Source organism: Halomonas koreensis (assembly GCF_031451675.1).
GTDB classification, from domain to species: Bacteria; Pseudomonadota; Gammaproteobacteria; order Pseudomonadales; family Halomonadaceae; genus Halomonas; species Halomonas koreensis.
The window spans coordinates 47,563-69,122 of record NZ_JARWAK010000018.1 but is presented as its reverse complement, the minus strand read 5'-3'; the positions used below and the strand labels follow the sequence as shown (position 1 = coordinate 69,122).

General features: G+C 71.8%; 22 protein-coding genes. 10 read left to right on the top strand and 12 right to left on the bottom strand.

Features of this window, described 5'->3' with window-relative positions; translation table 11 throughout:
- A partial coding sequence (locus QC818_RS16685) for an aldehyde dehydrogenase family protein (RefSeq protein WP_309653995.1) occupies window positions 1-112 on the top strand: 112 nt, incomplete at its 5' end.
- Between the two features lie 74 nt (window positions 113-186).
- Here QC818_RS16685 and QC818_RS16680 read toward each other — a convergent pair.
- Complete coding sequence (locus QC818_RS16680; RefSeq protein WP_309653992.1) at window positions 187-396, bottom strand: 2-hydroxymuconate tautomerase; 210 nt, start codon at window positions 394-396, stop codon at window positions 187-189.
- A 153-nt stretch (window positions 397-549) separates the two neighbouring features.
- Here QC818_RS16680 and QC818_RS16675 point away from each other — a divergent pair, with 153 nt between their 5' ends.
- Window positions 550-732, top strand: a complete 183-nt coding sequence (locus QC818_RS16675) for a DUF6435 family protein (RefSeq protein WP_309653991.1) — start codon at window positions 550-552, stop codon at window positions 730-732.
- A gap of 72 nt (window positions 733-804) precedes the next feature.
- Here QC818_RS16675 and QC818_RS16670 read toward each other — a convergent pair whose 3' ends face one another.
- From QC818_RS16670 to gatC, 5 genes are all read right to left on the bottom strand, one after another.
- A complete protein-coding gene (locus QC818_RS16670) occupies window positions 805-1,356 on the bottom strand; it encodes a hypothetical protein (protein WP_309653990.1) in 552 nt (183 codons plus the stop codon).
- 163 nt (window positions 1,357-1,519) lie between these two features.
- Window positions 1,520-2,071 (bottom strand): cupin domain-containing protein, encoded by a 552-nt coding sequence (locus tag QC818_RS16665; RefSeq protein WP_309653989.1) that lies wholly within the window; start codon window positions 2,069-2,071, stop codon window positions 1,520-1,522.
- A 52-nt stretch (window positions 2,072-2,123) separates the two neighbouring features.
- Entirely contained in the window at window positions 2,124-3,578 is a 1,455-nt protein-coding gene (gatB, locus tag QC818_RS16660) for an Asp-tRNA(Asn)/Glu-tRNA(Gln) amidotransferase subunit GatB (RefSeq protein ID WP_309653988.1), read from the bottom strand.
- A complete protein-coding gene (gene gatA, locus QC818_RS16655; protein WP_309653987.1) occupies window positions 3,578-5,038 on the bottom strand; it encodes an Asp-tRNA(Asn)/Glu-tRNA(Gln) amidotransferase subunit GatA in 1,461 nt (486 codons plus the stop codon). Before gatA ends, gatB begins: the two co-directional genes overlap by 1 nt.
- Window positions 5,039-5,083: 45 nt before the next feature.
- Complete coding sequence (gatC, locus tag QC818_RS16650; RefSeq protein ID WP_309653986.1) at window positions 5,084-5,371, bottom strand: Asp-tRNA(Asn)/Glu-tRNA(Gln) amidotransferase subunit GatC; 288 nt, start codon at window positions 5,369-5,371, stop codon at window positions 5,084-5,086.
- A gap of 162 nt (window positions 5,372-5,533) precedes the next feature.
- On the opposite strand from gatC, the gene QC818_RS16645 reads away from it, so the two are divergent.
- The 7 genes from QC818_RS16645 (at window position 5,534) to tldD (ending at window position 15,680) form a co-directional block, all read left to right on the top strand.
- Window positions 5,534-6,571 carry a rod shape-determining protein gene (locus QC818_RS16645; protein WP_309653985.1) on the top strand — a complete coding sequence of 346 codons (1,038 nt, stop codon included), beginning with the start codon at window positions 5,534-5,536 and terminating at the stop codon, window positions 6,569-6,571.
- A 342-nt stretch (window positions 6,572-6,913) separates the two neighbouring features.
- On the top strand, window positions 6,914-7,792 hold the full coding sequence (gene mreC, locus QC818_RS16640) for a rod shape-determining protein MreC (RefSeq protein WP_309653994.1): 879 nt from the start codon (window positions 6,914-6,916) through the stop codon (window positions 7,790-7,792).
- Entirely contained in the window at window positions 7,792-8,283 is a 492-nt protein-coding gene (mreD, locus tag QC818_RS16635; RefSeq protein WP_309653984.1) for a rod shape-determining protein MreD, read from the top strand. Before mreC ends, mreD begins: the two co-directional genes overlap by 1 nt.
- Window positions 8,284-8,285: 2 nt before the next feature.
- Window positions 8,286-8,879, top strand: coding sequence for a Maf family protein (locus QC818_RS16630; RefSeq protein ID WP_309653983.1), 594 nt, complete (start codon window positions 8,286-8,288; stop codon window positions 8,877-8,879).
- Between the two features lie 33 nt (window positions 8,880-8,912).
- Window positions 8,913-10,376 carry a ribonuclease G gene (gene rng / locus QC818_RS16625; RefSeq protein ID WP_309653982.1) on the top strand — a complete coding sequence of 488 codons (1,464 nt, stop codon included), beginning with the start codon at window positions 8,913-8,915 and terminating at the stop codon, window positions 10,374-10,376.
- A 4-nt stretch (window positions 10,377-10,380) separates the two neighbouring features.
- Window positions 10,381-14,229 (top strand): YhdP family phospholipid transporter, encoded by a 3,849-nt coding sequence (locus QC818_RS16620; RefSeq protein WP_309653981.1) that lies wholly within the window; start codon window positions 10,381-10,383, stop codon window positions 14,227-14,229.
- The gene (gene tldD, locus QC818_RS16615; RefSeq protein ID WP_309653980.1) at window positions 14,226-15,680 is read left to right on the top strand and encodes a metalloprotease TldD; all 1,455 of its coding nucleotides are present in this window, start codon (window positions 14,226-14,228) and stop codon (window positions 15,678-15,680) included. The genes QC818_RS16620 and tldD overlap by 4 nt, the downstream gene beginning before the upstream one ends.
- A 176-nt stretch (window positions 15,681-15,856) precedes the next feature.
- On the opposite strand, the gene yjgA is transcribed toward tldD, so the two are convergent.
- Window positions 15,857-16,363 (bottom strand): ribosome biogenesis factor YjgA, encoded by a 507-nt coding sequence (yjgA, locus tag QC818_RS16610; RefSeq protein ID WP_309653979.1) that lies wholly within the window; start codon window positions 16,361-16,363, stop codon window positions 15,857-15,859.
- 115 nt (window positions 16,364-16,478) lie between these two features.
- Between yjgA and pmbA the strand changes: the two genes are divergently transcribed.
- Complete coding sequence (gene pmbA, locus QC818_RS16605; protein ID WP_309653978.1) at window positions 16,479-17,819, top strand: metalloprotease PmbA; 1,341 nt, start codon at window positions 16,479-16,481, stop codon at window positions 17,817-17,819.
- A gap of 174 nt (window positions 17,820-17,993) precedes the next feature.
- Here the strand turns inward: pmbA and QC818_RS16600 are convergent, their stop codons facing one another.
- From QC818_RS16600 to QC818_RS16580, 5 genes are all read right to left on the bottom strand, one after another.
- Window positions 17,994-18,263: an HPr family phosphocarrier protein gene (locus tag QC818_RS16600; RefSeq protein WP_309653977.1), complete on the bottom strand. Its 270-nt coding sequence runs from the start codon at window positions 18,261-18,263 to the stop codon at window positions 17,994-17,996.
- A 4-nt stretch (window positions 18,264-18,267) separates the two neighbouring features.
- Window positions 18,268-19,170: an RNase adapter RapZ gene (rapZ, locus tag QC818_RS16595; RefSeq protein WP_309653976.1), complete on the bottom strand. Its 903-nt coding sequence runs from the start codon at window positions 19,168-19,170 to the stop codon at window positions 18,268-18,270.
- A 29-nt stretch (window positions 19,171-19,199) separates the two neighbouring features.
- Window positions 19,200-19,682: a PTS sugar transporter subunit IIA gene (locus tag QC818_RS16590; RefSeq protein WP_309653975.1), complete on the bottom strand. Its 483-nt coding sequence runs from the start codon at window positions 19,680-19,682 to the stop codon at window positions 19,200-19,202.
- A gap of 3 nt (window positions 19,683-19,685) precedes the next feature.
- Window positions 19,686-19,997 (bottom strand): ribosome hibernation-promoting factor, HPF/YfiA family, encoded by a 312-nt coding sequence (gene hpf / locus QC818_RS16585; protein ID WP_309653974.1) that lies wholly within the window; start codon window positions 19,995-19,997, stop codon window positions 19,686-19,688.
- 112 nt (window positions 19,998-20,109) lie between these two features.
- Window positions 20,110-21,510 carry an RNA polymerase factor sigma-54 gene (locus tag QC818_RS16580; RefSeq protein ID WP_309653973.1) on the bottom strand — a complete coding sequence of 467 codons (1,401 nt, stop codon included), beginning with the start codon at window positions 21,508-21,510 and terminating at the stop codon, window positions 20,110-20,112.
- Window positions 21,511-21,560: the final 50 nt, after the last annotated feature.

Genomic DNA, 21,560 nt, shown 5'->3' with positions numbered 1-21,560 from the left:
GACGGTGCCCTTCGGCGGGGTCAAGCAGTCGGGCAACGGCCGCGACAAGTCCCACCACAGCCTGGAGGAGTACTCCGAGCTGAAGAGCGTGTGGATGACGCTGACCCCCTGAGATCGATCATGCACTGATGGGGATTCCCCATCCCTTGGCCGGCCGCGGCGACGCGGCCGGCCCTTTTTATGGCCTCAGGAGGCGGCGTCCTTGGCCGCGCGGCGCTTGGTCACCGATTCGCCCGCCACGCCGAAGTCCTGGGTGGCGACATCGGAGAGCAGGATGCGCACGCTCTCCGGGGTGCAATCGATGGACTCGACGCAGGCGGCGGTGACCCTCTCGATCAGGGCCTCCTTCTGCTCCGCGGTGCGCCCCTCGATCAGCTGGATATTGACGATCGGCATGTTGCCTCCATTTTGTGGAAATATTTTTTAAAAGAGTGATCCTTCCAGCTCTCGAGCCGCTTGTCAAAGGCGTCGGTGTGAGGCGGTGTTTTCCTGTACAGTTGTTGTTCAAGACTTGTACATTATGCGAGAACCGAGAGAGGAGGCATCGGCATGTTGAACTGGCTCAGGCGGGACCCGATCAAGCGGCTGCAGCGGCAGTACGAGCGGAAGCTGGAACAGGCCATGCAAGCGGCGCGCAACGGGGACATGCGCGCCAACGCGACCCTGACCGAGGAGGCCGAGGCGATGCGGGCGGCGATCGAGCGGCACAAGGCCGGGCCTGGCAAGGGCTAACGCACGCGACCCGGCGTCGGCCGGGTCGCGCTCGAGGTGAGTCAGGCGGGTTGCGCCGTCATGGCAGGGCGATCAGCGACGTCCACCGCCGTTACCGCCGCCGCCGTTACCGCCGCCGTTACCGCCGCCGTTACCGCCGCCGGCACCACCACCGCCGCCGGCACCACCGCCGCCGCCGGCACCACCACCGCCGCCGGCACCACCGCCGCCGCCGGCACCACCACCGCCGCCGGCATTATCGGCGGCCGCGGCGCCCCGCGCCCCGGCGTTCGCGCTGGCCTCGGCGCCGACGCTGTCGCCGTCGACCCCGACGCCTCCCGTCGTGACCGCCTCATGGGCGGTCTCGAGGCCGGGCCGGGCAGCCGCCGGCATGTCGCCAGCCTCCACGTCGGCCAGGTGGCCTTCCAGGGTCGTGGCGGCCTCGCTTTCCTCCACGGCGATCTCGTCCCCGGTGCTATCGGCATCGGTCTCGACCTCGGTTTCGGCGGCGATCTCGGTCGCCATCTCGATCTCGGCCGGCTGGCTTTCCTCGACGGTGGGCGCCGCGGGATCGGCCTCCTGGGCGAGGGCCGGCAGGGTCAGCAGGCAGGATGCCAGGGCGAGGGGGATGCGTCTCGGGGTCATGGGGCCTCCAGGCTCGGATGGTCGATATCGGCACGGGCCCGTGGCATTCGCTCGAGGGCCTGTCGGCTTCCATCCTGGCGCACTCGGCGAGCGCCGGCAACGCGTCGCCCGACGACGACACCCGGCGCGGGCGGGGGTCGCGTCGAGCAGACGCCCGTGGGGCTCAGAAGGTGCGGGCAGGGGTGACGCAGCTGACCAGGCGGCAGGGGGCCGGGCCGATGTTGCGGAAGCGGTGGGGGACGTTGGTGTCGAAGTAGTAGGCCTCGCCGGCACCGAGCACGCGGGTCTCGGCGCCGATGGTGATCTCGATCTCGCCTTCCAGCACCACGCCGGCCTCCTCGCCCTGGTGGGCGATCATCTCGCGGCCGGTATCGGCGCCGGGCGGGTAGGTCTCGATCATGAAGCCCAGGGCGCGGCTGGCGCGGTTGGCGCCCACCAGCTTGTAGATGACGTCGCCGGTGCCCACGTCGGCCAGCTCATCGGCCGAATAGAACACCTGGTCGCGGCTTTCCAGGTCCATGGTGAAGAAGTCGCCGACGCTCATCGGGATGGCGTCGAGGATCTTCTTCAGCGAGCTCACCGAGGGGCTGACCTTGCCCTGCTCGATCAGCGACAGGCTGGAGTGGGTCACGCCGCAGCGCTTGGCCAGCTCGCGCTGGGAGATCCCGCGAAGGTTGCGCAGGGCGCGCAGTCGCGCGCCGACATCGTCTGCCATGATGCGTCCTCTGAAATCCACGGGGCGGGCCGGCGAGGCCCGCCACCGGTGCTCAGCACAGGGCGTCGAGCTTTTCCTTGAGCAGGGCGTTGACCTGCTGGGGATTGGCGGTGCCGCGGGAAGCCTTCATCACCTGGCCGACGAAGTAGCCGATCATCTTGCCGCGCTTCTCGGGCTCGGCGTCCCGGTACTGGGCGACCTGGGCCGGGCTGTCGGCGATGACCTGGTCGATCATCGCCTCGATGGCGCCGGTGTCGGTGACCTGCTTCAGGCCCTTGGCCTCGATGATGGCGTCGGCGGAGTCGCCCTCGCCGTGCCACAGGGCCTGGAAGACCTGCTTGGCGGCCTTGCCGTTGATGGTGTCGTCCTTGACCCGGGCGATCAGCTCGCCGAGCCGGTCGGCCGAGACCGGGCTGTCGTCGATGGCCAGCCCCTCGCGGTTCAGGGCACCGGACAGCTCGCCCTGGACCCAGTTGGCGGCCAGCTTGGCGTCGTCGCAGACGTCCTTGACCCGCTCGAAGTATTCGGCCATGGCACGGCTCGCCGAGAGCACCCCGGCGTCGTAGGCGGACAGCCCGAGCTCGCTCTGGAAGCGTTCGCGCTTGGCGGCGGGCAGCTCCGGCAGGTTGTCGCGCAGGTGGTCGACATAGGCCTGGTCGAGCACCACCGGCAGCAGGTCGGGGCAGGGGAAGTAGCGGTAGTCGTTGGCTTCCTCCTTGGTGCGCATGCTGCGGGTCTCGTCGGCCTCGGGATCGTAGAGGCGGGTCTCCTGGACCACCTCGCCGCCGTCCTCCAGCAGCTCGATCTGGCGTTCCACCTCGAACTCGATGGCGCGCTCGACGAAGCGGAAGGAGTTGACGTTCTTGATCTCGGCGCGGGTGCCGAAGGCTTCCTGCCCCTTGGGGCGCACCGAGACGTTGACGTCGCAGCGCATCGAGCCCTCGGCCATGTTGCCGTCGGAAATCCCCAGATAGGTGACAATCGAATGGATCGCCTTGAGATAAGCCGCGGCTTCCTTGGCCGAGCGCATATCCGGCTCGGAGACGATCTCCAGCAGCGGCGTGCCGGCGCGGTTGAGGTCGATGCCGGTCATGCCGTGGAAGTCCTCGTGGAGCGACTTTCCGGCGTCCTCCTCGAGGTGGGCGTGGTGCACGCGAACGCGCTTGCTCTCGCCGTCGTCGAGCAGGATCTCGACCTCGCCCGGGCCGACGATGGGGTCGTACATCTGGCTGGTCTGGTAGCCCTTGGGCAGGTCCGGGTAGAAGTAGTTCTTGCGGTCGAACACCGAGACCTCGGGGATCTCGGCATGGATGCCCAGGCCGAACTGCACGGCCATGGCCACCGCCTGCTCGTTGAGCACCGGCAGCACGCCCGGCAGGCCCAGGTCCACGGCGCAGGCCTGGGTGTTGGGCTCGGCGCCGAAGGCGGTGGAGGCGCCGGAGAAGATCTTGGAGTGGGTGGCGAGCTGGACGTGGACCTCCAGCCCGATCACGGTTTCCCATTGCATCAGGCGGTCTCCTCGGCGAAGTCGGGACGACGCAGGTGCCAGTCGGTGGCCTGCTGGAACTGGTGGGCGACGTTGAGCAGCCGAGCCTCGGCGAAGTGGGTGCCCAGTATCTGCAGGCCCACCGGGCGGCCGCCCGCGAAGCCGGCCGGCACGCTGATGCCGGGGATGCCCGCCAGATTGACGGCGATGGTGTAAATGTCCTGCAGGTACATCGACACCGGATCCTTGTTGGCGCCCAGGTCGAAGGCCGGGGTCGGCGAGGCCGGCCCCATCAGCACGTCGACCTCGTCGAAGGCGTCGAGGAAGTCCTGACGGATCAGGCGGCGGACCCGCTGGGCCTTCTTGTAGTAGGCGTCGAAGAAGCCCTCGGAGAGGGTATGGGTGCCGATCAGGATGCGCCGCTTGACCTCCTCGCCGAAGCCCTCGGCGCGGCTGCGCTTGTAGAGGTCGATCAGGTCGGTCGGGTTCTCGCAGCGGTGGCCGAAGCGCACGCCGTCGTAGCGCGACAGGTTGGAGGAGGCCTCGGCCGGGGCGATCACGTAGTAGGCCGGAATCGCGTAGTGGGTGTGCGGCAGGCTGACCTCGCGCACCGTGGCGCCGAGCGACTCGTAGACCGCGATCGCCTCGCGCACCGCGCCTTCCACCTCGGGCGACAGGCCGTCGCCGAAGTACTCCCGGGGCAGGCCGATCTTGAGGCCGCTGAGCGGGGCGTCGAGCCCCTCGGTATAGTCCGGGACGCCGCGGGCCACGGAGGTGGAGTCGCGCAGGTCGTGGCCGGCGATGGCGCCGAGCAGGTGGGCGCAGTCCTCGGCGGTGCGGGCCATGGGGCCGGCCTGGTCGAGGCTCGAGGCGTAGGCCACCATGCCATAGCGGGAGACCCGGCCGTAGGTGGGCTTGAGGCCGGTGATGCCGCAGAAGGCCGCCGGCTGGCGGATCGAGCCGCCGGTGTCGGTGCCGAGCGCCGCCGGCACCAGGCCGGCGGCCACCGCCGCGGCGCTGCCGCCGGAGCTGCCGCCGGGCACCGCGCCGAGGTCCCAGGGGTTCTTCACCGGGCCATAGTGGCTGTTCTCGTTGGACGAGCCCATGGCGAACTCGTCCATGTTAGTCTTGCCGAGGCTCACGGTGCCGGCGGCCTTGAGCCTCTCGACCACGCTGGCGTCGTAGGGCGCGGCGAAGTTGTCGAGCATCTTCGAGCCGCAGCTGGTCTTCACGCCCCGGGTGCAGAAGATGTCCTTCAGCGCCAGGGGCAGGCCGGTCAGCGCCCCGGCCTCGCCGCGGGCGCGGGCGGCGTCGGCCCGGTCCGCGGCCTCGAGGGCCTGCTCGCCGGTGACGGTGATAAAGCTGTTGAGGGCGCCGTCATGGCGCTCGATGCGCGCGAGCAGCCGTTCGGTGAGCTCGCGGCTGGAGAGCTCGCCGGCGGACAGCGCGGCGGCGAGTTCGGTCAGTGTCTTGTCGTGCATGGGCCCGGGGCTCCGTGATGACATGCCGGTAACGAAGGGGTGCGATCACTCGACGACGCGCGGCACCAGGTAGAGGCCGTTCTCCACCGCCGGTGCGCAGCGCTGGAAGGCCTCGCGCTGATCGGTCTCGGTGACCTCGTCGGCGCGCAGGCGCTGGGTGGCGTCCAGCGGGTGGGCCAGCGGCGCGACGCCGTCGGTGTCGAGGGCCTGGAGGCGGTCGACCATTTCCAGGATGCGCCCCAGGTCGTCGAGGTAGCGGTCGGCCTCACCCTCGTCCAGGCCGAGTCGGGCCAGGTGGGCGGCCCTGAGAACGTCTGCGTGTTCAAGCGCCATGAGCGGGTGTCCTCGCAAGGGTGGGGAAAAGACCGCAGACGGTACCACATTTCGCGTGCGAGCGGGCAGGGGGAAGCGGCTCCCGGCGCTTGCCGCCCGGGGGGTGCAGTGATACGGTTTGCCACCGCACAGGGTTCCCGGTCTGCACTAGGTAACGACTTCATGTTCAAACGTTTGAGGGGGCTGTTTTCCAGCGATCTGTCGATCGACCTGGGGACGGCCAATACGCTGATCTACGTCCGCGGGCGCGGCATCGTGCTCGACGAGCCGTCGGTGGTGGCCATCCGCCAGGCCGGCAACATGCGCAGCGTGGCCGCCGTGGGCGCCGACGCCAAGCGCATGCTGGGCCGCACGCCGGGCAACATCACCGCCATCCGGCCGATGAAGGACGGCGTCATCGCCGACTTCACCGTTACCGAGCAGATGCTGCAGTACTTCATCCGCAAGGTCCATCAGAGCACCTTCCTGACCCCGAGCCCGCGGGTGCTGGTCTGCGTGCCCTGCATGTCGACCCAGGTGGAGCGCCGCGCCATCAAGGAGTCCGCCGAGGGCGCCGGGGCCCGCGAGGTGTTCTTGATCGAGGAGCCCATGGCCGCCGCCATCGGCGCCGGCCTGCCGGTCGAGGAGGCTCAGGGCTCGATGGTCGTCGACATCGGCGGCGGCACCAGCGAGATCGCCATCATCTCGCTCAACGGCGTGGTCTACTCCGAGTCGATCCGCGTCGGCGGCGACCGCTTCGACGAGGCGATCATCGCCTATGTGCGGCGTCACTACGGCAGCCTGATCGGCGAGTCCACCGCCGAGCGCATCAAGGAAGAGATCGGCTGCGCCTACCCCGGCGGCGAGCTGCGCGAGATCGACGTGCGCGGCCGCAATCTGGCCGAGGGCATCCCGCGCAGCTTCACCCTGAATTCCCACGAGATCCTCGACGCCCTGCAGGAGACCCTGGGCTCGATCGTCGCCGCGGTGAAGAGCGCCCTGGAGCAGTCGCCCCCCGAGCTGGCCTCGGACATCGCCGAGCGCGGCCTGGTGCTGACCGGCGGCGGCGCGCTGCTGCGCGACCTGGACAAGCTGATCGCCGAGGAGACCGGCCTGCCGGTGGTGGTCGCCGAGGACCCGCTGACCTGCGTGGCCCGCGGCGGCGGCAAGGCGCTGGAGATGATCGACCAGCACACCTTCGAGCTGCTCTCCAGCGACTAGGGATCCCCTGATCGATGGTCGCGCGCGACGACCGATAGGGAGCGAGGCAGCGCGCCGGTTCGCCGGCAACGAGCCTGGCCGTTCCGGCCGCCGGCGTCACCGGAGCGCCGGCACGGCCGCCTCCTCATGCCGGCGGCGACCCGACCGGGCGTCTCCCGCCTCTCGTCGCTCGCGACATGAATCGGCGCTCCCCTGGAAGGCTCGAAACGCTGTTACGGCGGGCGGTGTCCCGCGAGGTGCCGTGCGGACTGGCGTCTCGGCGAGGCCCCGAACGCCGCAAGGAGAGAGAGGGAGAACGCTATCAAGCCGCTGTTCTCGCATGGATCGGTGCCGGGCTATCGCATGCTGCTGTGCGCGCTGCTGGCCGGTGCCCTGATGTTCGCCGACCTGCGCTTCACGCGCATGGAGCCCGTGCGGGCCCAGCTCTCCACCCTGGTGGCCCCCATCCAGTGGCTGGTCAGCCTGCCCAGCGATGCCCTCGACTGGGGCGCCCTGGCGTTCTCCGATCAGCGCGAGCTGCTCGACGAGAATCGGCGCCTGCGTGAGCAGATCCTCACCCTGTCGCATCGCGTCCAGCGCATGGCCAGCCTCACCGCCGAGAACGTGCGGCTGCGCGAGCTGCTCGACGCCACCCGCCAGCGGGACATTCCCTTCATCACCGCCGAACTGCTGTCGCTGGACCCGGATCCCTTCTCCCATCGCATGGTGATCGATCGCGGCCGCCGCGACGGGGTCTTCGTCGGCCAGCCGGTGATGGACGCCGCCGGCCTGGTGGGCCAGGTGACCTCGGTGTCGGCCTATGCCAGCCGGGTGCTGCTGGTGGCCGACGCCAGCCACGCGCTGCCGGTCCAGGTCAACCGCAACGGCCTGCGCTTCATCGCCCAGGGGACCGGCCAGTACGACTCCCTCGGCGTGCTGCACGTGCCGGACACCGCCGACATCCGCGAGGGCGACCTGCTGGTGACCTCGGGCCTCGCCGGGCGCTTCCCGCCGGGCTACCCGGTGGCGCGGGTCACCTCGGTGGTCCACGACCCCGGCGAGCCCTTCGCCCGGGTCGACGCCGCGCCGGTGGCCCAGCTGCAGCGCGCCCGGCACTTCCTGCTGCTGTTCCCGCCGGAGCCCCCCGAGGCCCCGGGGCGCGGCGGCTGGACGGTCGCCCTCGACCCGGCGGCCGTCGAGGCCGCCCTCGACCTGATCGGCCGACCCGAGGAGGAGGACTGATGGCGACGCGTCCCGCGGCGAGCCTGCCCTGGATCTGGCTGACCCTGCTGCTGGCCCTGTGCCTGCAGGTGATGCCCCTGGCCGACGGCTGGCAGATCTGGCGGCCCGACTGGCTGGGCCTGATGCTGATCTACTGGTGCATGAAGGCCCCGCACCGGGTCGGCGTCTTCCACGGCTTCGTGCTGGGCATCCTGGTCGATCTCATCCAGGGGGCGCCGCTGGGGCAGAACGCCCTGCTGCTGTCGCTGCTGGCCTTCCTCTGCGCGCTGGTCTACCCGCGCTTCCGGGCCTATTCGCTGCTCCAGCAGGCGGTGCTGATCCTGGTGCTGCTGGGCACGGTGCAACTGGTGGAGCAGTGGCTCAGGACCCTGCTCGGCCCCTTCTCCATCCACCTGTCCTTCCTGCTGCCCTCGGTGATCGGCGCCCTGCTGTGGCCCTGGCTGACCACGCTGTTCCGGGCCTTCCGGCGCCGCGGCGGCGAGGGTGGCTAGCCGTGTCCTCCGGTGCCCCGCTGATCCGCCTGGCCTCCGCCTCGCCGCGTCGCCGCGAGCTGCTGGCCAGCATCGACGTGCCGGTGGAGGTGTGGCCGGTGGACCTCGACGAGACCCCGCGCCCCGGCGAGGCGCCCGAGGCCTACGTGCGGCGCCTGGCCGAGGAGAAGGCCCGGGCCGGCGCGGCGGGCAGCGCCCTGCCGACGCTCGGCTCGGACACCGCCGTGGTGCGTGACGACGAGATCCTCGGCAAGCCCCGCGACCGCGAGCATGCCGCGGCCATGCTGCGCTCCCTGGCCGGCCGCGAGCACCGGGTGCTGACCGCGGTGGCGGTGACCGGGCCGGCTGGGCTGCTGTCCCGCGTCGTGGAGACGCGGGTCGCCCTGCGCGAGCTCGGCGAGGCCGAGATCGCGGCCTACTGGGCCACCGGCGAGCCCGCCGACAAGGCCGGCGGCTACGCCATCCAGGGGCGGGCGGCGATCTTCGTGTCGCGCATCGCCGGCAGCCACTCCGCGGTGGTCGGGCTGCCGCTGTTCGAGACCGCCGAGCTGCTCGCCCGCCAGGGCGTGCCGCTATGGAATCGCGCTATGTCATAATGGCGCCAGTTTCCTCTGGACAAGGATTTCCGCATGAGCGGTGAAGTACTCATCAACCTGACGCCGATGGAGACTCGCGTCGCCGTGGTGGAGAACGGCGTGCTGCAGGAAGCCTTCATCGAGCGCGCCCGGCGTCGCGGCATCGTCGGCAACATCTACAAGGGCAAGGTGGTGCGGGTGCTGCCGGGGATGCAGGCCGCCTTCGTCGACATCGGCCTGGAGCGGGCCGCCTTCATCCACGCCCACGAGGTGATGCCCCCGGGCACCCCGGCCGACGAGCAGGTGTCCATCGCCCAGCTGCTCCACGAGGGGCAGTCGCTGGTGGTGCAGGTCACCAAGGACCCCATCGGCTCCAAGGGCGCGCGGCTGACCACCCATCTCTCGGTGCCGTCCCGCTACCTGGTCTACATGCCCGACTCCCCCCACAACGGGGTGTCCCAGCGCATCGAGGACGAACGCGAGCGGGAGCGGCTGCGCGAACTGGTCGAGGCCGCCCAGGCCGAGCAGACCCTGGACGTGACGGGCGGCTTCATCGTGCGCACCGCCGCCGAGGGGGTCACCCGGGAGGAGCTGGCCGGTGACATGCACTTCCTGCTGCGCCTGTGGCGCAAGGTCAGCGAGCGCAAGGTGACCGCCTCGGCGCCCAGCGTGATCTACGACGACCTGCCGCTGTTCATGCGCACCCTGCGCGACGTGATGCGCGACGACATCGAGAAGGTGCGCATCGACTCCCGGGAGAACCACGTCAAGCTGCTCGAGTTCGCCGAGGAGTTCATGCCCTCGGCGGTGGAGCGCATCGAGCACTATGCCGGCGAGCGCCCGATCTTCGACCTGTTCAGCGTCGAGGACGAGATCCAGAAGGCGTTGGGCCGCAAGGTGCAGCTCAAGTCGGGGGGCTACCTGGTCATCGATCCCACCGAGGCGATGACCACCATCGACGTCAACACCGGCGGCTACGTGGGGCACCGCAATCTCGAGGAGACCATCTTCAAGACCAACCTCGAGGCGGCCACCGCCATCGCCCGCCAGCTGCGCCTGCGCAACCTGGGCGGCATCATCATCATCGACTTCATCGACATGGAGGACCCGGAGCACCAGCGCCAGGTGCTGCGGGTGCTCGAGAAGGCCCTGGAACGCGACCATGCCAAGACCAAGTGCACCGGGGTCACCGAGCTGGGCCTGGTGCAGGTGACCCGCAAGCGCACCCGGGAGAGCCTGGAGCAGACCCTGTGCGAAGCCTGCCCCTCCTGCCACGGCCGCGGGACCCTCAAGACGCCGGAGTCGGTGTGCTACGAGATCTTCCGCGAGATCCTGCGCGAGGAGCGGGCCTACAGCGCCGAGACCTATACGGTGCTGGCCGCCCAGTCGGTGGTCGACCGGCTGCTGGACGAGGAGTCCGCGGCGGTGGCGGACCTGGAGGAGTTCATCGGCAAGACCATCCGTTTTCAGGTGGAGTCCCACTATTCCCAGGAGCAGTACGACATCGTGCTGATGTGAGCCCATGTCGCCGATTCGCCTGGTCACTCGCTGGACCCTGACGCTGCTGGCCGCGGCGCTGGGGCTGGTGGCGCTGCTGACGCTGGTGCTGCGCCTGGCGCTGGGCCAGGCCGACCTGCTGACGCCGCGCCTGGAGGCCCTGCTCTCGGCGCGCTTCGAGGCGGCGGTCTCCGTGGGCGGCGTGGAGGGCGGCCTGGCGGGCCTCGACCCCCGCCTCGAGCTGCGCGATCTCGACATCCGCTCCGCCCCCGAGCGGGGCGATCGCCCCCTGCTGCGCCTCGACAGCGCGCGGCTGCGCCTCGACGCCACCGCCAGCCTGCGCCAGGGGATGCCGGTGGTGGCCGACGCCCGCCTCTCCGGCCTGACCCTGCACCTCTACCAGGCCGAGGACGGGAGCTGGCGCTGGCCGGATCCCGCCGAGGTCCCCCCCGAGCTGATTCCCGACAGCGAGTTCGACCTCGACCGCCTGGACTTCTGGGTCGGCGTGCTGCTGCGCCAGCGCGCCTGGGCCGAGGACCTGCGGGTGGTGCTCCACGGCCGCCAGCGCGAGGCGGTGCTCGAGGCACCCCGGCTGCTGATGGTCGGCGATGCCCGAAGCGCCCACCTGGAGGGCCAGGTCTTCCTGCGCGGGCGATCCGACGAGGCCATGACCGCGGTCATGGAGCTGGTGCCGGGGGCGGGCGGCCTGGACGATTTCGGGGCCGCCCTGCAGGTCGACATGAGCCTCGACAGCCTGACCGGGCTGAGCTCCCTGCTGGGCGTCGACGCCCTGCCGAGCCTCGACGCCGCCGAGGGCGACGCCCGGCTATGGGCCCGCTGGACCCGCGGCCGCCTGGCCGACGTGCGCCTGGACCTCGGCGCCACCCGGCTGGCCCTGCGCCAGCCCCGGGACGCCGCCGGCGGGCCGGGCATCGAGCTGGCCGACGTCAGCCTGCGCGGCCAGTGGCGTCGCGAGGCGGGCAGCGACGACTGGCGTGCCTGGCTCCACGGCGACGGGCGCCGGGTCGCCGGCCCCGGAGAGGGCGACGCCGGGCCGGCGCTGCCGGCGGACTGGTATCTGGAGGGCAACGGTGCCGACTGGTGGCTGCGGACCGGCGGCTTCGACCTGGCCGCGCTGGCCGCCTGGCGGCCGCGGCTGCCGCTGCCCGAGGAGCTGGATCGGGCGCTGGCGGCGCTGGCGCCCCGCGGGCGGGTCACGGCCCTGGGGCTGGGGCGCCGCGACGGCGACTGGCGGGCCCGGGTCGCCGCCACCGGAGTGTCGGTGGCGCCCTGGCGGCAGATCCCCGGCGGCGGCCCTCTGGACCTGTGGCTGACCGCCGAGGGGCGCCGCGGCCGGGTGCGCTTCGTCGGCGGCGAGGGCGTCGAGCTGGCCTTCCCGAGGCTGTTCGACGCGCCCATGGCGCTGGACCGCGCCCGCGGTGAGGTCGGCTGGTTCCACGACGGCGGGCGCACCTTCGTCAGCGGTCGCGAGCTGCGCGCCGGGTGGCGCGGCGCCGAGGTCGCCGGCGGCTTCGGCCTGGCCACCGGCGGGCCGGGCCGCGGTGGCTTCGGCCTCGACCTGGAGTTCCGCGAGGTGGACGCCCGGTCGCGGCCGCTGGTCGACTGGCTGCCGATGACGCTGCTGCGCGAGGAGGTCCCCGAGCTCGCCGGCTGGCTGGGCGACGGGCCGGCCGGCCGGGTGTCGGAAGGCGCGCTGCAGCTGCATGTGCCCCTTCGCGGCCCCGGGGTCGAGGCCTCGCTGGCCCCCCTGGCGCCGCGCCTGGCCCTGGCGCTGGAGATCGCCGACGGCCGGCTGCCCTTCGCCCCCGGCTGGCCGGCGCTGGAGGGGGTTTCCGGCCGGCTGCGCCTGAAGGACGAGACCCTCGTCGCCGAGGTGGATCGGGCGGAGAGCCTGGGCGTCGAGACCCGGGACGCCGAGGTGCGCCTCGAGGACGAGCGGCTGTCGGTCACCGGTCCGCTCGCCGCGCCAGCCCCGGCGCTGAGGCGCTATCTCGCCGCCCTGCCGGTGTCGGGCGCCGAGGCCGCCGCCGACTGGCGGGGCGAGGGCCGGGTGGACGCCGACCTCGACCTGGAGATGACCCTCGACGATGCGGAGTCACTGCGCCTGGACATCGCCGGCGACGCCGCCCTGACGCGGCTGGCGCACGCGCCCAGCGGCCTGGTGTTTCGCGAGCTGTCGGGCCCGGTGGCCTGGCGACAGCGCGGCGAGGCCGGGACCCTGGAGGGCGAACTGGAGGGACGCCTGCTCGGCGGCCCGGTGAGCGCCGATCTGGACAGCGCCGACCAACGCCTCGACTTCACCGGCACGGCCCGCGTGGCGTCGCTGGCCGAGCTGGGCGCGCCGCCGGCGACCCGGCGCCTGCTGTCGGGCCGCATCCCCTGGCGGGGGCGCCTCGCCCTGGACGGCGAGGCGCCGCGCCTGACGCTGACCAGCGACCTGCGGGGGCTGGCCATCGCGCTGCCGGCGCCGCTCGGCAAGCCCGCCGACGCGACCCGCCGGCTGCGCCTGTCGCTGGGGCTCGGCGAGGCCGCCCGCTGGTCGGGCCGGCTGGGCGACGCCCTGGGCTGGCGCTGGCGCCCGGAGGGCGGCGGCCAGGGCCAGGCCTGGCTGGGGCGCGAGGCGCCGGCCACCTGGCCGACCGCCCCCGGCTGGTCGCTGCAGGCCTACCTGCCGCGTCTGGCGCCGGCGGCCTGGGGGGCGGCGCTGGCGCCGTTGCTCGAGGCGCGCGGCGGTGCAGGCGGGGCCGGGGGGGCGATATCGCGACTGATCCTCGACACCGACTGCCTGACCGTCGGCGAACGCTGCCTGGGCTCGCTGATCGTCGAGGGCGAGCCGCTGCCCGGCGGCTGGAACCTGGCCCTGGACGGCAGCCTGCTGGCCGGACGCCTGATCTACCGGACGGGCGCGCCGCGCCCCCTGGACCTGGCGCTCTCCAGCCTGCGGCTCGACGGCCTGCTCCCCGAGGCCGGGGGCAGCGGTCGGCTGTTCCAGGAGCTGGAGACGCCCCCGGTGCCGGCGGCGATCCCCGAGGCCCTGGCCGAGCTGCCCGGCGGCCGGCTGCGCATCGACGCGCTGGCCTTCGGCGGGCGCCGGCTGGGGCCGCTGACCGCCTACTGGCAGGCCGGCCCGGAGCGGCTCGAGGTGGCGCCGCTGGGCCTGACCCTGGGCGAGATCAGCGCCCGCGGCAGCCTGACCTGGGAGGCCACCGGCGCCGAGGCCAGCCTGACCCGGGCCCGGCTCGACGTCGACGGCGGCGACCTGGGGTCGGCGCTCGGCGCGCTGGGCCAGCCGGTGGCGATCCGCAATGCCGAGACCCGGGTGGACGCCCAGCTGGCCTGGCCCGGGGCACCCTGGCAGTTCGCCCTGGCGCGTTCCCGGGGCAATGTCCGCACGACCCTGCGCGATGGCCGTTTCGTCAACCTGGAGTCGCCCTCGGCTCGGGTGGTCGGGCTGCTCAACGTGGACAACCTGCTGCGCCGGCTGACCCTGGACTTCTCCGACGTCACCGGCCGGGGCACCGCCTTCGATCGTGTCAGCGGCAGCGCGACCCTGTATGGTGGGGTCCTGGAAACCCGCGGCCCGGTGGAGATCGAGGGGCCGGCGACCCGCTTCACCCTGGACGGCAGCGTCGACCTGGCGCGGCGGGAACTCGACCAGCGCCTGGGCGTCACAGTGCCGGTGAGCAACAACCTGCCGCTGGCCGCCGTGATCGCCGGGGCGCCCGTGGTGGGGGGCGCGTTGTACATCGCCGACAAGCTGTTCGGCGACGCCCTCGATCGCGTGACCCGAATTCACTATCGCGTGGAGGGGCCCTGGACCTCGCCGCGCATCGCTCTGGAAAGTGCCGAATGACATCACACAGCCAATCTCCGCTCGACCTGGCCGCCGCGTCGCTGCTCGCTCCCGGCGGCCTCGACCTGGACGCCCTGGACACCGGCCTCGGCCATGCCCTGGGCGGCGGCATCGACTACGCCGACCTGTATTTCCAGCGCAGCTGGCACGAGGGCTGGGTGCTGGAGGACGGCGAGGTCAAGGAGGCCAGCTACAACATCGACGGCGGGGTCGGCGTGCGGGCCATGGCCGGCGAGAAGACCGGCTTCGCCTATTCCAACCAGATCACCGCCGACGCCCTGGCCGAGACCGGCCGCACCGCGGCCGGCATCGTGCGCGGCGGCGAACGGCGGGCGCCGGCGGTGCGGGTCGCGGCCGCCCCGGCGTCCCGCTATGCCGGGGTCGACCCGCTCGCCGGCCTGTCCGCCGACGACAAGATCGCCATGCTCAAGCAGGCCGATCGCGTGGCCCGCGCCGCCGACCCGGCGGTGAGTCAGGTCAACGCCTCCCTGACCGGGGTCTACGAGGTGGTGCTGGTGCGCGCCAGCGACGGCACCCTGGCCGCCGACATCCGCCCCCTGGTGCGCCTCAACGTCAGCGTCATCGCGGTGCGCGACGGCCGCCGCGAGCGCGGCAGCGCCGGCGGCGGGGGGCGCTACGCCATGGCCCGGCTGCGCGACGACAACGCCGCCGAGCGCTTCGCCCGGGAGGCGGTGCGCCAGGCGCTGGTCAACCTGGAGGCCGTGGACGCCCCCGCCGGGCAGATGCCGGTGGTGCTGGGCGCCGGCTGGCCGGGCATCCTGCTCCACGAGGCCGTGGGCCACGGCCTGGAGGGCGACTTCAACCGCAAGGGCAGCTCGGCCTTCGCCGGCCGCCTGGGCGAGCGGGTGGCCTCGCCGGGGGTCACCGTGGTGGACGACGCCACCCTGGCCGACCGTCGCGGTTCGATGAGCGTCGACGACGAGGGCACTCCGGGTGAGTGCACCACCCTGATCGAGGACGGCATCCTCACCGGCTACATGCAGGACAAGCTCAATGCCCGGCTGATGGGCATGGCGCCCACCGGCAACGCCCGGCGCGAGTCCTTCGCCCACCTGCCGATGCCGCGCATGACCAACACCTACATGCGCGCCGGCCAGGACGACCCCGAGGAGATCATCAAGAGCGTCTCCCGGGGGCTCTATGCGGTGAGCTTCGGCGGCGGCCAGGTGGACATCACCTCGGGCAAGTTCGTGTTCTCGGCCAGCGAGGCCTACCTGATCGAGGACGGCCGGATCACCGCCCCGGTCAAGGGCGCGACCCTGATCGGCAACGGGCCCGAGGCCATGGGGCGGGTGTCGATGATCGGCCACGACCTGGAACTGGACACCGGCATCGGCGTCTGCGGCAAGGAGGGGCAGGGCGTGCCGGTGGGCGTCGGTCAGCCGACGCTCAAGCTCGACGAGCTGACCGTGGGCGGAACCCAGTCCTAGCGGAAGAGCGAAGAGGGAAGGGAGAAGAGGGAAGAGCGAAGAGGGAAGGGAGAAGAGGGAAGAGCGAAGAGGGAAGAGAGAAGCCAGGATCGGGGTTCTTCTTCCCTCTTCAAGGCGCGAAGCGCCGTACTTCCAGCGGCGTAGCCGCGCTCTTCCCGCTCCTAGCGGCGAAGCCGCTAGAGTCCGGCTGTATCGCGGATCAGCTTGAACAGCCGGCGGGCGTTGGTCGGCGGCTTGCCCTGGTCGCGCTCGCGGCGGGCGTTGCGGATCAGCTGGCGCAGGGCCTGGCGGTCGACGTCGGGATAGTCGGCGATGAAGGCCTCGACCGCCTCGTCGCCCTCGTCGACCAGACGGTCGCGCCACTTTTCCAGGCGGTGGAAGGCGTGGTCCCGGCGCAGCTGCTCGCGGTCCATCTCGTCGAACACCGCCTGGATGCCCTCGAGGTCCTCGCGACGCATCAGCTTGCCGACGTACTGCATGTGTCGGCGGCGGGCCTCCCGGGCGCGGATGCGGTCGGTCTCGGCGATGGCCGCCAGGAGCTCGTCGGACAGCGGAAAGCGGGCGCGCTCGGCGGGCTTCATGGCGATCAGGCGTTCGCCGAGCGCCTGGAGGGCGTGCATCTCGCGCTTGAGCTGGGACTTGCTGGGCCGCTCGTCGGCCGGAGAGAGATCTTCCTGGGTCATGCCGCGTTCATCCGTCGTGGAGAAAGGCCCAGTATACCAGCCCGCCGCGGCGGGCTGACCATTGCCACATGCTTGAGGATCGGCCCCCGGGCCGATCGACTGAGGAGTCGAGACGATGACACAGGCTTTCGATGCCGCCGCCCAGCAGTCGCTGCTGGAAACCCGTGCCGAGGCGGCGCTGGCGCTGGCCCGCCGGCTCGGCGCCGATGCCTGCGAGGTGGGCGCCAGCGTCGACCAGGGGGTGGGCGTCAACGTCCGCGAGGGCGAGGTGGAGACCGTCGAGCTGTCCCGGGACCAGGGCATCGCGGTGACCGTCTACGTGGGCAGCCGCAAGGGCAGCGCGTCTTCCACGGACGCCGCCGAGGCCTCGATCAAGGACGTGGTCGAGAAGGCCCTGGCCATCGCCCGCCACACCGGCGAGGATCCGGCGGCGGGGCTCGCCCCCGCCGAGCTGATGGCCCGGGAGCTGCCCGACCTGGACGTCCACCATCCCTGGGCGCTGTCCACCGAGGAGGCGATCGACATCGCGCTGGCCTGCGAGGCCGCCGGGCGCGGCATGGCGGGCATCAAGAGCTCCGACGGCGCCGGCTTGTCCAGCGGCGAGGGCGTGCGGGTCTACGCCAACAGCCACGGCTTCCTGGGCAGCCAGCGCGGCAGCCGCCATTCGCTGTCCTGCCTGCTGATCGCCGAGGACGAGCACGGCATGCAGCGCGACTACGACTACACCAGCGCCCGTGACCCGCGCGACCTGCTGGCCCCCGAGGTCGTCGGCGAGAGCGCCGCCCGGCGCACCCTGCGCCGGCTGGGGGCGACCCGGCCGGCCACCGGGCGGATGCCGGTGCTCTTCGACCCGAGCCTGGCCGCGGGGCTGGTCGGCCACCTGCTGGGGGCCATCGCCGGCGGCGCCCTCTATCGCCAGTCGTCCTTCCTGTGCGACCGGCTGGGCGAGACGCTCTTCCCCGAGTGGTTCTCGCTGCAGGAGAAGCCCCAACTGAGGGGCGGCATGGCCAGCAGTCCCTTCGACAACGACGGCGTGGCGACCCGCGACAACGTCTTCATCGACCAGGGGCGCCTGGCCAGCTACCTGCTCTCCGCCTACAGCGCCCGGCGGCTGGGCATGGAGACCACCGGCAACGCCGGCGGCGCCCGCAACCTGCGCCTTGACGCGCCGCTGGAGCGCCAGGAGGCGCTGCTTTCGCGGATGGATCGCGGCGTGCTGGTCACCGAGCTGATGGGGCAGGGCGTCAACGGCGTCACCGGCGACTACTCCCGGGGCGCGGCGGGCTTCTGGGTGGAGGACGGCCGCATCCAGCACCCGGTGGAGGAGTTCACCATCGCCGGCAACCTGGAGGCCATGTTCAAGGGCCTGGCGGGCGTCGGCGACGACACCGACACCCGCGGCAGCATCCACACCGGCAGCTGGCTGATCGACGAGATGACGGTCGCGGGCGGCTGACCCCTTCGGGCAGCTGTAAGCTATAAGCCGTAAGCGGTAAGAAAAAGCGTTGCCACCACAGGCTGGTGGCAACGTCCTGCCTCACGCCTCACGCCTCACGCCTCACGCCTCACGCCTCACGCCTCACGCCTCACGCCTCACGCCTCACGCCTCGCACTTCGCACCTCGCCCCTGTCAGGCCTCCTCGTCGAACCGCGCCTCGAAGAGTGCCTCCAGGGCGTCCAGCACGTCCTCGCCGTCCTCGCCGTCGGCCTCCAGGGTCAGCTCGGTGCCGCAGGGGGCGGCCAGCATCAGCAGCGACATGATGTTGGCCGCGTCGGCCTGCTGCTCCCCGTGATGGACGGTGACCCGGGCGGCATAGGGCTGGCAGCACTGCACCAGGCGGGTGGCGGCGCGGGCGTGCAGGCCGCGCTTGTTGGTCAGGGTGAGGGTTCGGCGGGGCACGGGGTCAGGCATCCTCGTCGTCGGTCGGCGGCGCGGGCAGGGTGAGGTGAACGCCGAGCTCCCGGTGGCGCAGCCGGACGCCGGCCCGGGTCTCGGCCAGGCGGCGCGCCAGGCGCTCGGCCAGGTAGGTGGAGCGGTGCTGGCCGCCGGTGCAGCCGATGGCCACGGTCAGGTAGCTGCGCTGGCTGGCCCGATAGCGGGGCAGCCAGCGCTCGATCCAGGCCAGGATGTCGCCGGCCATCTCGTCGACCACCGGATAGGCTTCCAGGAAGGCGATCACGCTGGCATCGAGGCCGGTGGCATCGCGCAGGCGCGGATCCCAGTAGGGGTTGGGCAGGCAGCGGGCGTCGAAGACGATGTCGGCGTCCAGGGGCACGCCGCGCTTGAAGCCGAAGGATTCCACCGTCAGCGTCAGCCCCTCCGGGCGGTGACCGGCGACCTGGTCGGTGATGCGGCCGCGCAGGTCGTGCACCGAGAGCCGGGAGGTATCGATCAGCAGGTCGGCCAGGTCGCGGATCCCGGCCAGGGCGTCCTCCTCGCAGTCGATCGCCTCGGCCAGGGTCATCTCGCTGTCGCGGGTCAGCGGATGCCGGCGTCGGGTGGCGGAGTAGCGCTCGAGCAGGATGCGGGCGTCGGTGGTCAGGTAGATCACCTGGCAGTGGATCTGGCGCGCGCGGACCTCGTCGAGCAGGTCGGGGAAGCGCTCCAGGGCGTGCGGCAGGTTGCGGGCGTCGATGCTCACCGCGATGGCGCTGCGCAGCGACTGGCCGCCGCTGAGCTCGTCCACCAGGGGGCCGAGGAGCATGGCCGGGAGGTTGTCGATGGCGTAGAAGCCCAGGTCCTCCAGCGCCTGCAGGGCGATCGACTTGCCGGAGCCGGAGCGTCCGCTGATGATGACGAGCTGCATGACGGGGGTCTCCTGGTCGAGCGGCCGGATCAGTCGCGGCTGTCGCTGGGGGCCTGGCGTCGTATGGCCTCGATGAGGCAGTCGTGAAGCTCGCGTTGGCTGCCGGCGCGGCGCAGGGCGCTGCGGGTCTCGGCGTCGTTCATCACCCCGGCGACCTGGCCGAGCAGGGCGAGATGGGCGTCATCGGCCTGTTCGGGCACCAGCAGCACGAACACCAGGTCCACGGGCTCGCCGTCGACGGCGTCGAAGTCGACCGGCTCGGCGAGCTTGAGGAAGCCGGCGATGGGCGCCTTGCAGTGGGGGTTGCGGGAGTGCGGAATGGCGACCCCGTGCCCGATGCCGGTGCTGCCCAGGCGCTCGCGCCCGATCAGCCGGCTGAAGACCTCCTGGCTGTCGAGGCTCGGGGTGTTCTGGGCGATGAAGGTGCTGAAGAACTCCAGCACCCGTTTCTTGCTTCCCCCGGGCACGCCGAAGAGGATGCGCTCGGGGGGCAGGATGGCTTCCAGTGACATGGGTCAGCGGACGCTAGCGGCGCCCTGGGCGCGTGCCTGGGCCTTTTCCTTGTGCTTGACCAGCTGGCGGTCGAGCTTGTCGGCAAGGGCGTCGATGGCGGCGTACATGTCGCCGTCCATGGCCTCGGCATGGAGGTCGGCACCGGCGGCGTGAAGGGTGCAGGCGGCCTGCTGGCGTTCCTTCTCGACGGAGAGCGTGACCTGGACGGTGGTGATGTTGTCGTAGTGGCGCTCCAGGCGAGCGAGCTTTTCCTGCACGTAGTCACGCAGGGGATCGGTCAGTTCCACGTGGTGGCCGGTGAGGTTGACTTGCATGACACGCTCCTTGCTCCTTGGGTGGTGACTCGATTGTAACCCTTTTTGGTGCCATGCAAACCCCCCGTCCGGCGCCCCGCTCAGGGCCGTTCAACGCAGCCGGGCAACGCCCTCAGCGCAGGCGCTTGCGCTGGCTCGAGGAGGGGATCTGCATCGCCTCCCGATACTTGGCCACGGTGCGCCGGGCGACCTCGATGCCCTCCTCGCCGAGCAGGGCCACCAGGCGGCTGTCGGAGAGCGGCTTGCGGGGCGGCTCGTCCTGGATCAGCTTGCGGATGCGGGCGCGGATCGCGGTGCTGGAGTGGGCATCCTCGCCGCCGCCCACCTGGCTGGAGAAGAAATACTTGAGCTCGAACACGCCGCGCGGGGTGTGGATGAACTTCTGGGTGGTGACCCGCGAGATGGTCGACTCGTGCATCTCCACCGCCTGGGCGACATCGGCCAGGATCAGCGGCTTCATGGCCTCCTCGCCGCGTTCCAGGAAGTCGAGCTGGCGGGTCATGACCTCGCGCCCGACGCGCAGCAGGGTGTCGTTGCGGCTCGACAGGCTCTTGATCAGCCAGCGGGCCTCCTGGAGGTGGTCCTTGAGGAACTGGTTGTCCTGGCTCTTGTCGGCGCGCTTGATCAGTGCCGCGTAGTCGGGCTGGATGCGCAGCCGCGGCATGGCCTCGGGGTTGAGCTCCACCTGCCAGCCCCGGGCGGTGTGGCGCGCGATCAGGTCGGGGATCACGTAGTCGCTGTCGCCGCTCGAGAAGGCGCTGCCCGGGCGCGGGTCCAGGCCGCGGATCAGGGCGATCACCCGATCGAGGGTGGCGTCGTCGAGCCCCAGGCGGCGCTTGAGCAGGCGCCGGTCGTCGCCGGCCAGGGCCTCGAGGAACTGGCGCACCAGGCGGCGCGCCTGGGGCAGCAGGGGGGTATCGTCGGGCAGGGCGGCGAGCTGCAGCAGCAGGCACTCGCGCAGGTCCCGGGCCAGCACGCCGGTGGGCTCGAACTGCTGGAGGCGCAGCAGCACGCCCTCGACCTCGCGGTGGGTCAGGCCGTCGAGGCCCTGGGCGCGCAGGCCGTCGCGGAGCTCGTCCAGGGACTGGTCCAGGTAGCCGTCGGCGTTGACGGCATCGATCAGGCTCTCGGCGATGCGCGTCTCGCGCTCCTCCAGGCCGCTCATCGCCAGCTGCCAGGCCAGGTGGCCCTGCAGGCTCTGGCCGGCGGCCTGGCGTTCGAAGTCGGGCCCCTCGCCGCTGCCGCCGGCGTCCTGGAAGGTGTCCGACCAGTCGCTGTCCACGCTGAGCTCCGCGGGGATCTCGTCGGCCCAGTCGTCGTCGGCGGCCTCGCCGACCGCCTGCTCGCCGAAGTCCTCCTCGAGCTCCAGCATGGGGTTGGCCTCCAGGGCCTGCTGGATCTCCTGGCGCAGGTCGAGGGTGGAGAGCTGCAGCAGGCCGATCGCCTGCTGCAGCTGCGGCGTCATGGTCAACTGGGTGCCGACGCGCAGTTGCAGGGATGCCTTCATGGCCATGGGGGGCTCCACTCTCCAGGCGAAGAAGCCCCCACCCTAGTCCCGGCGGC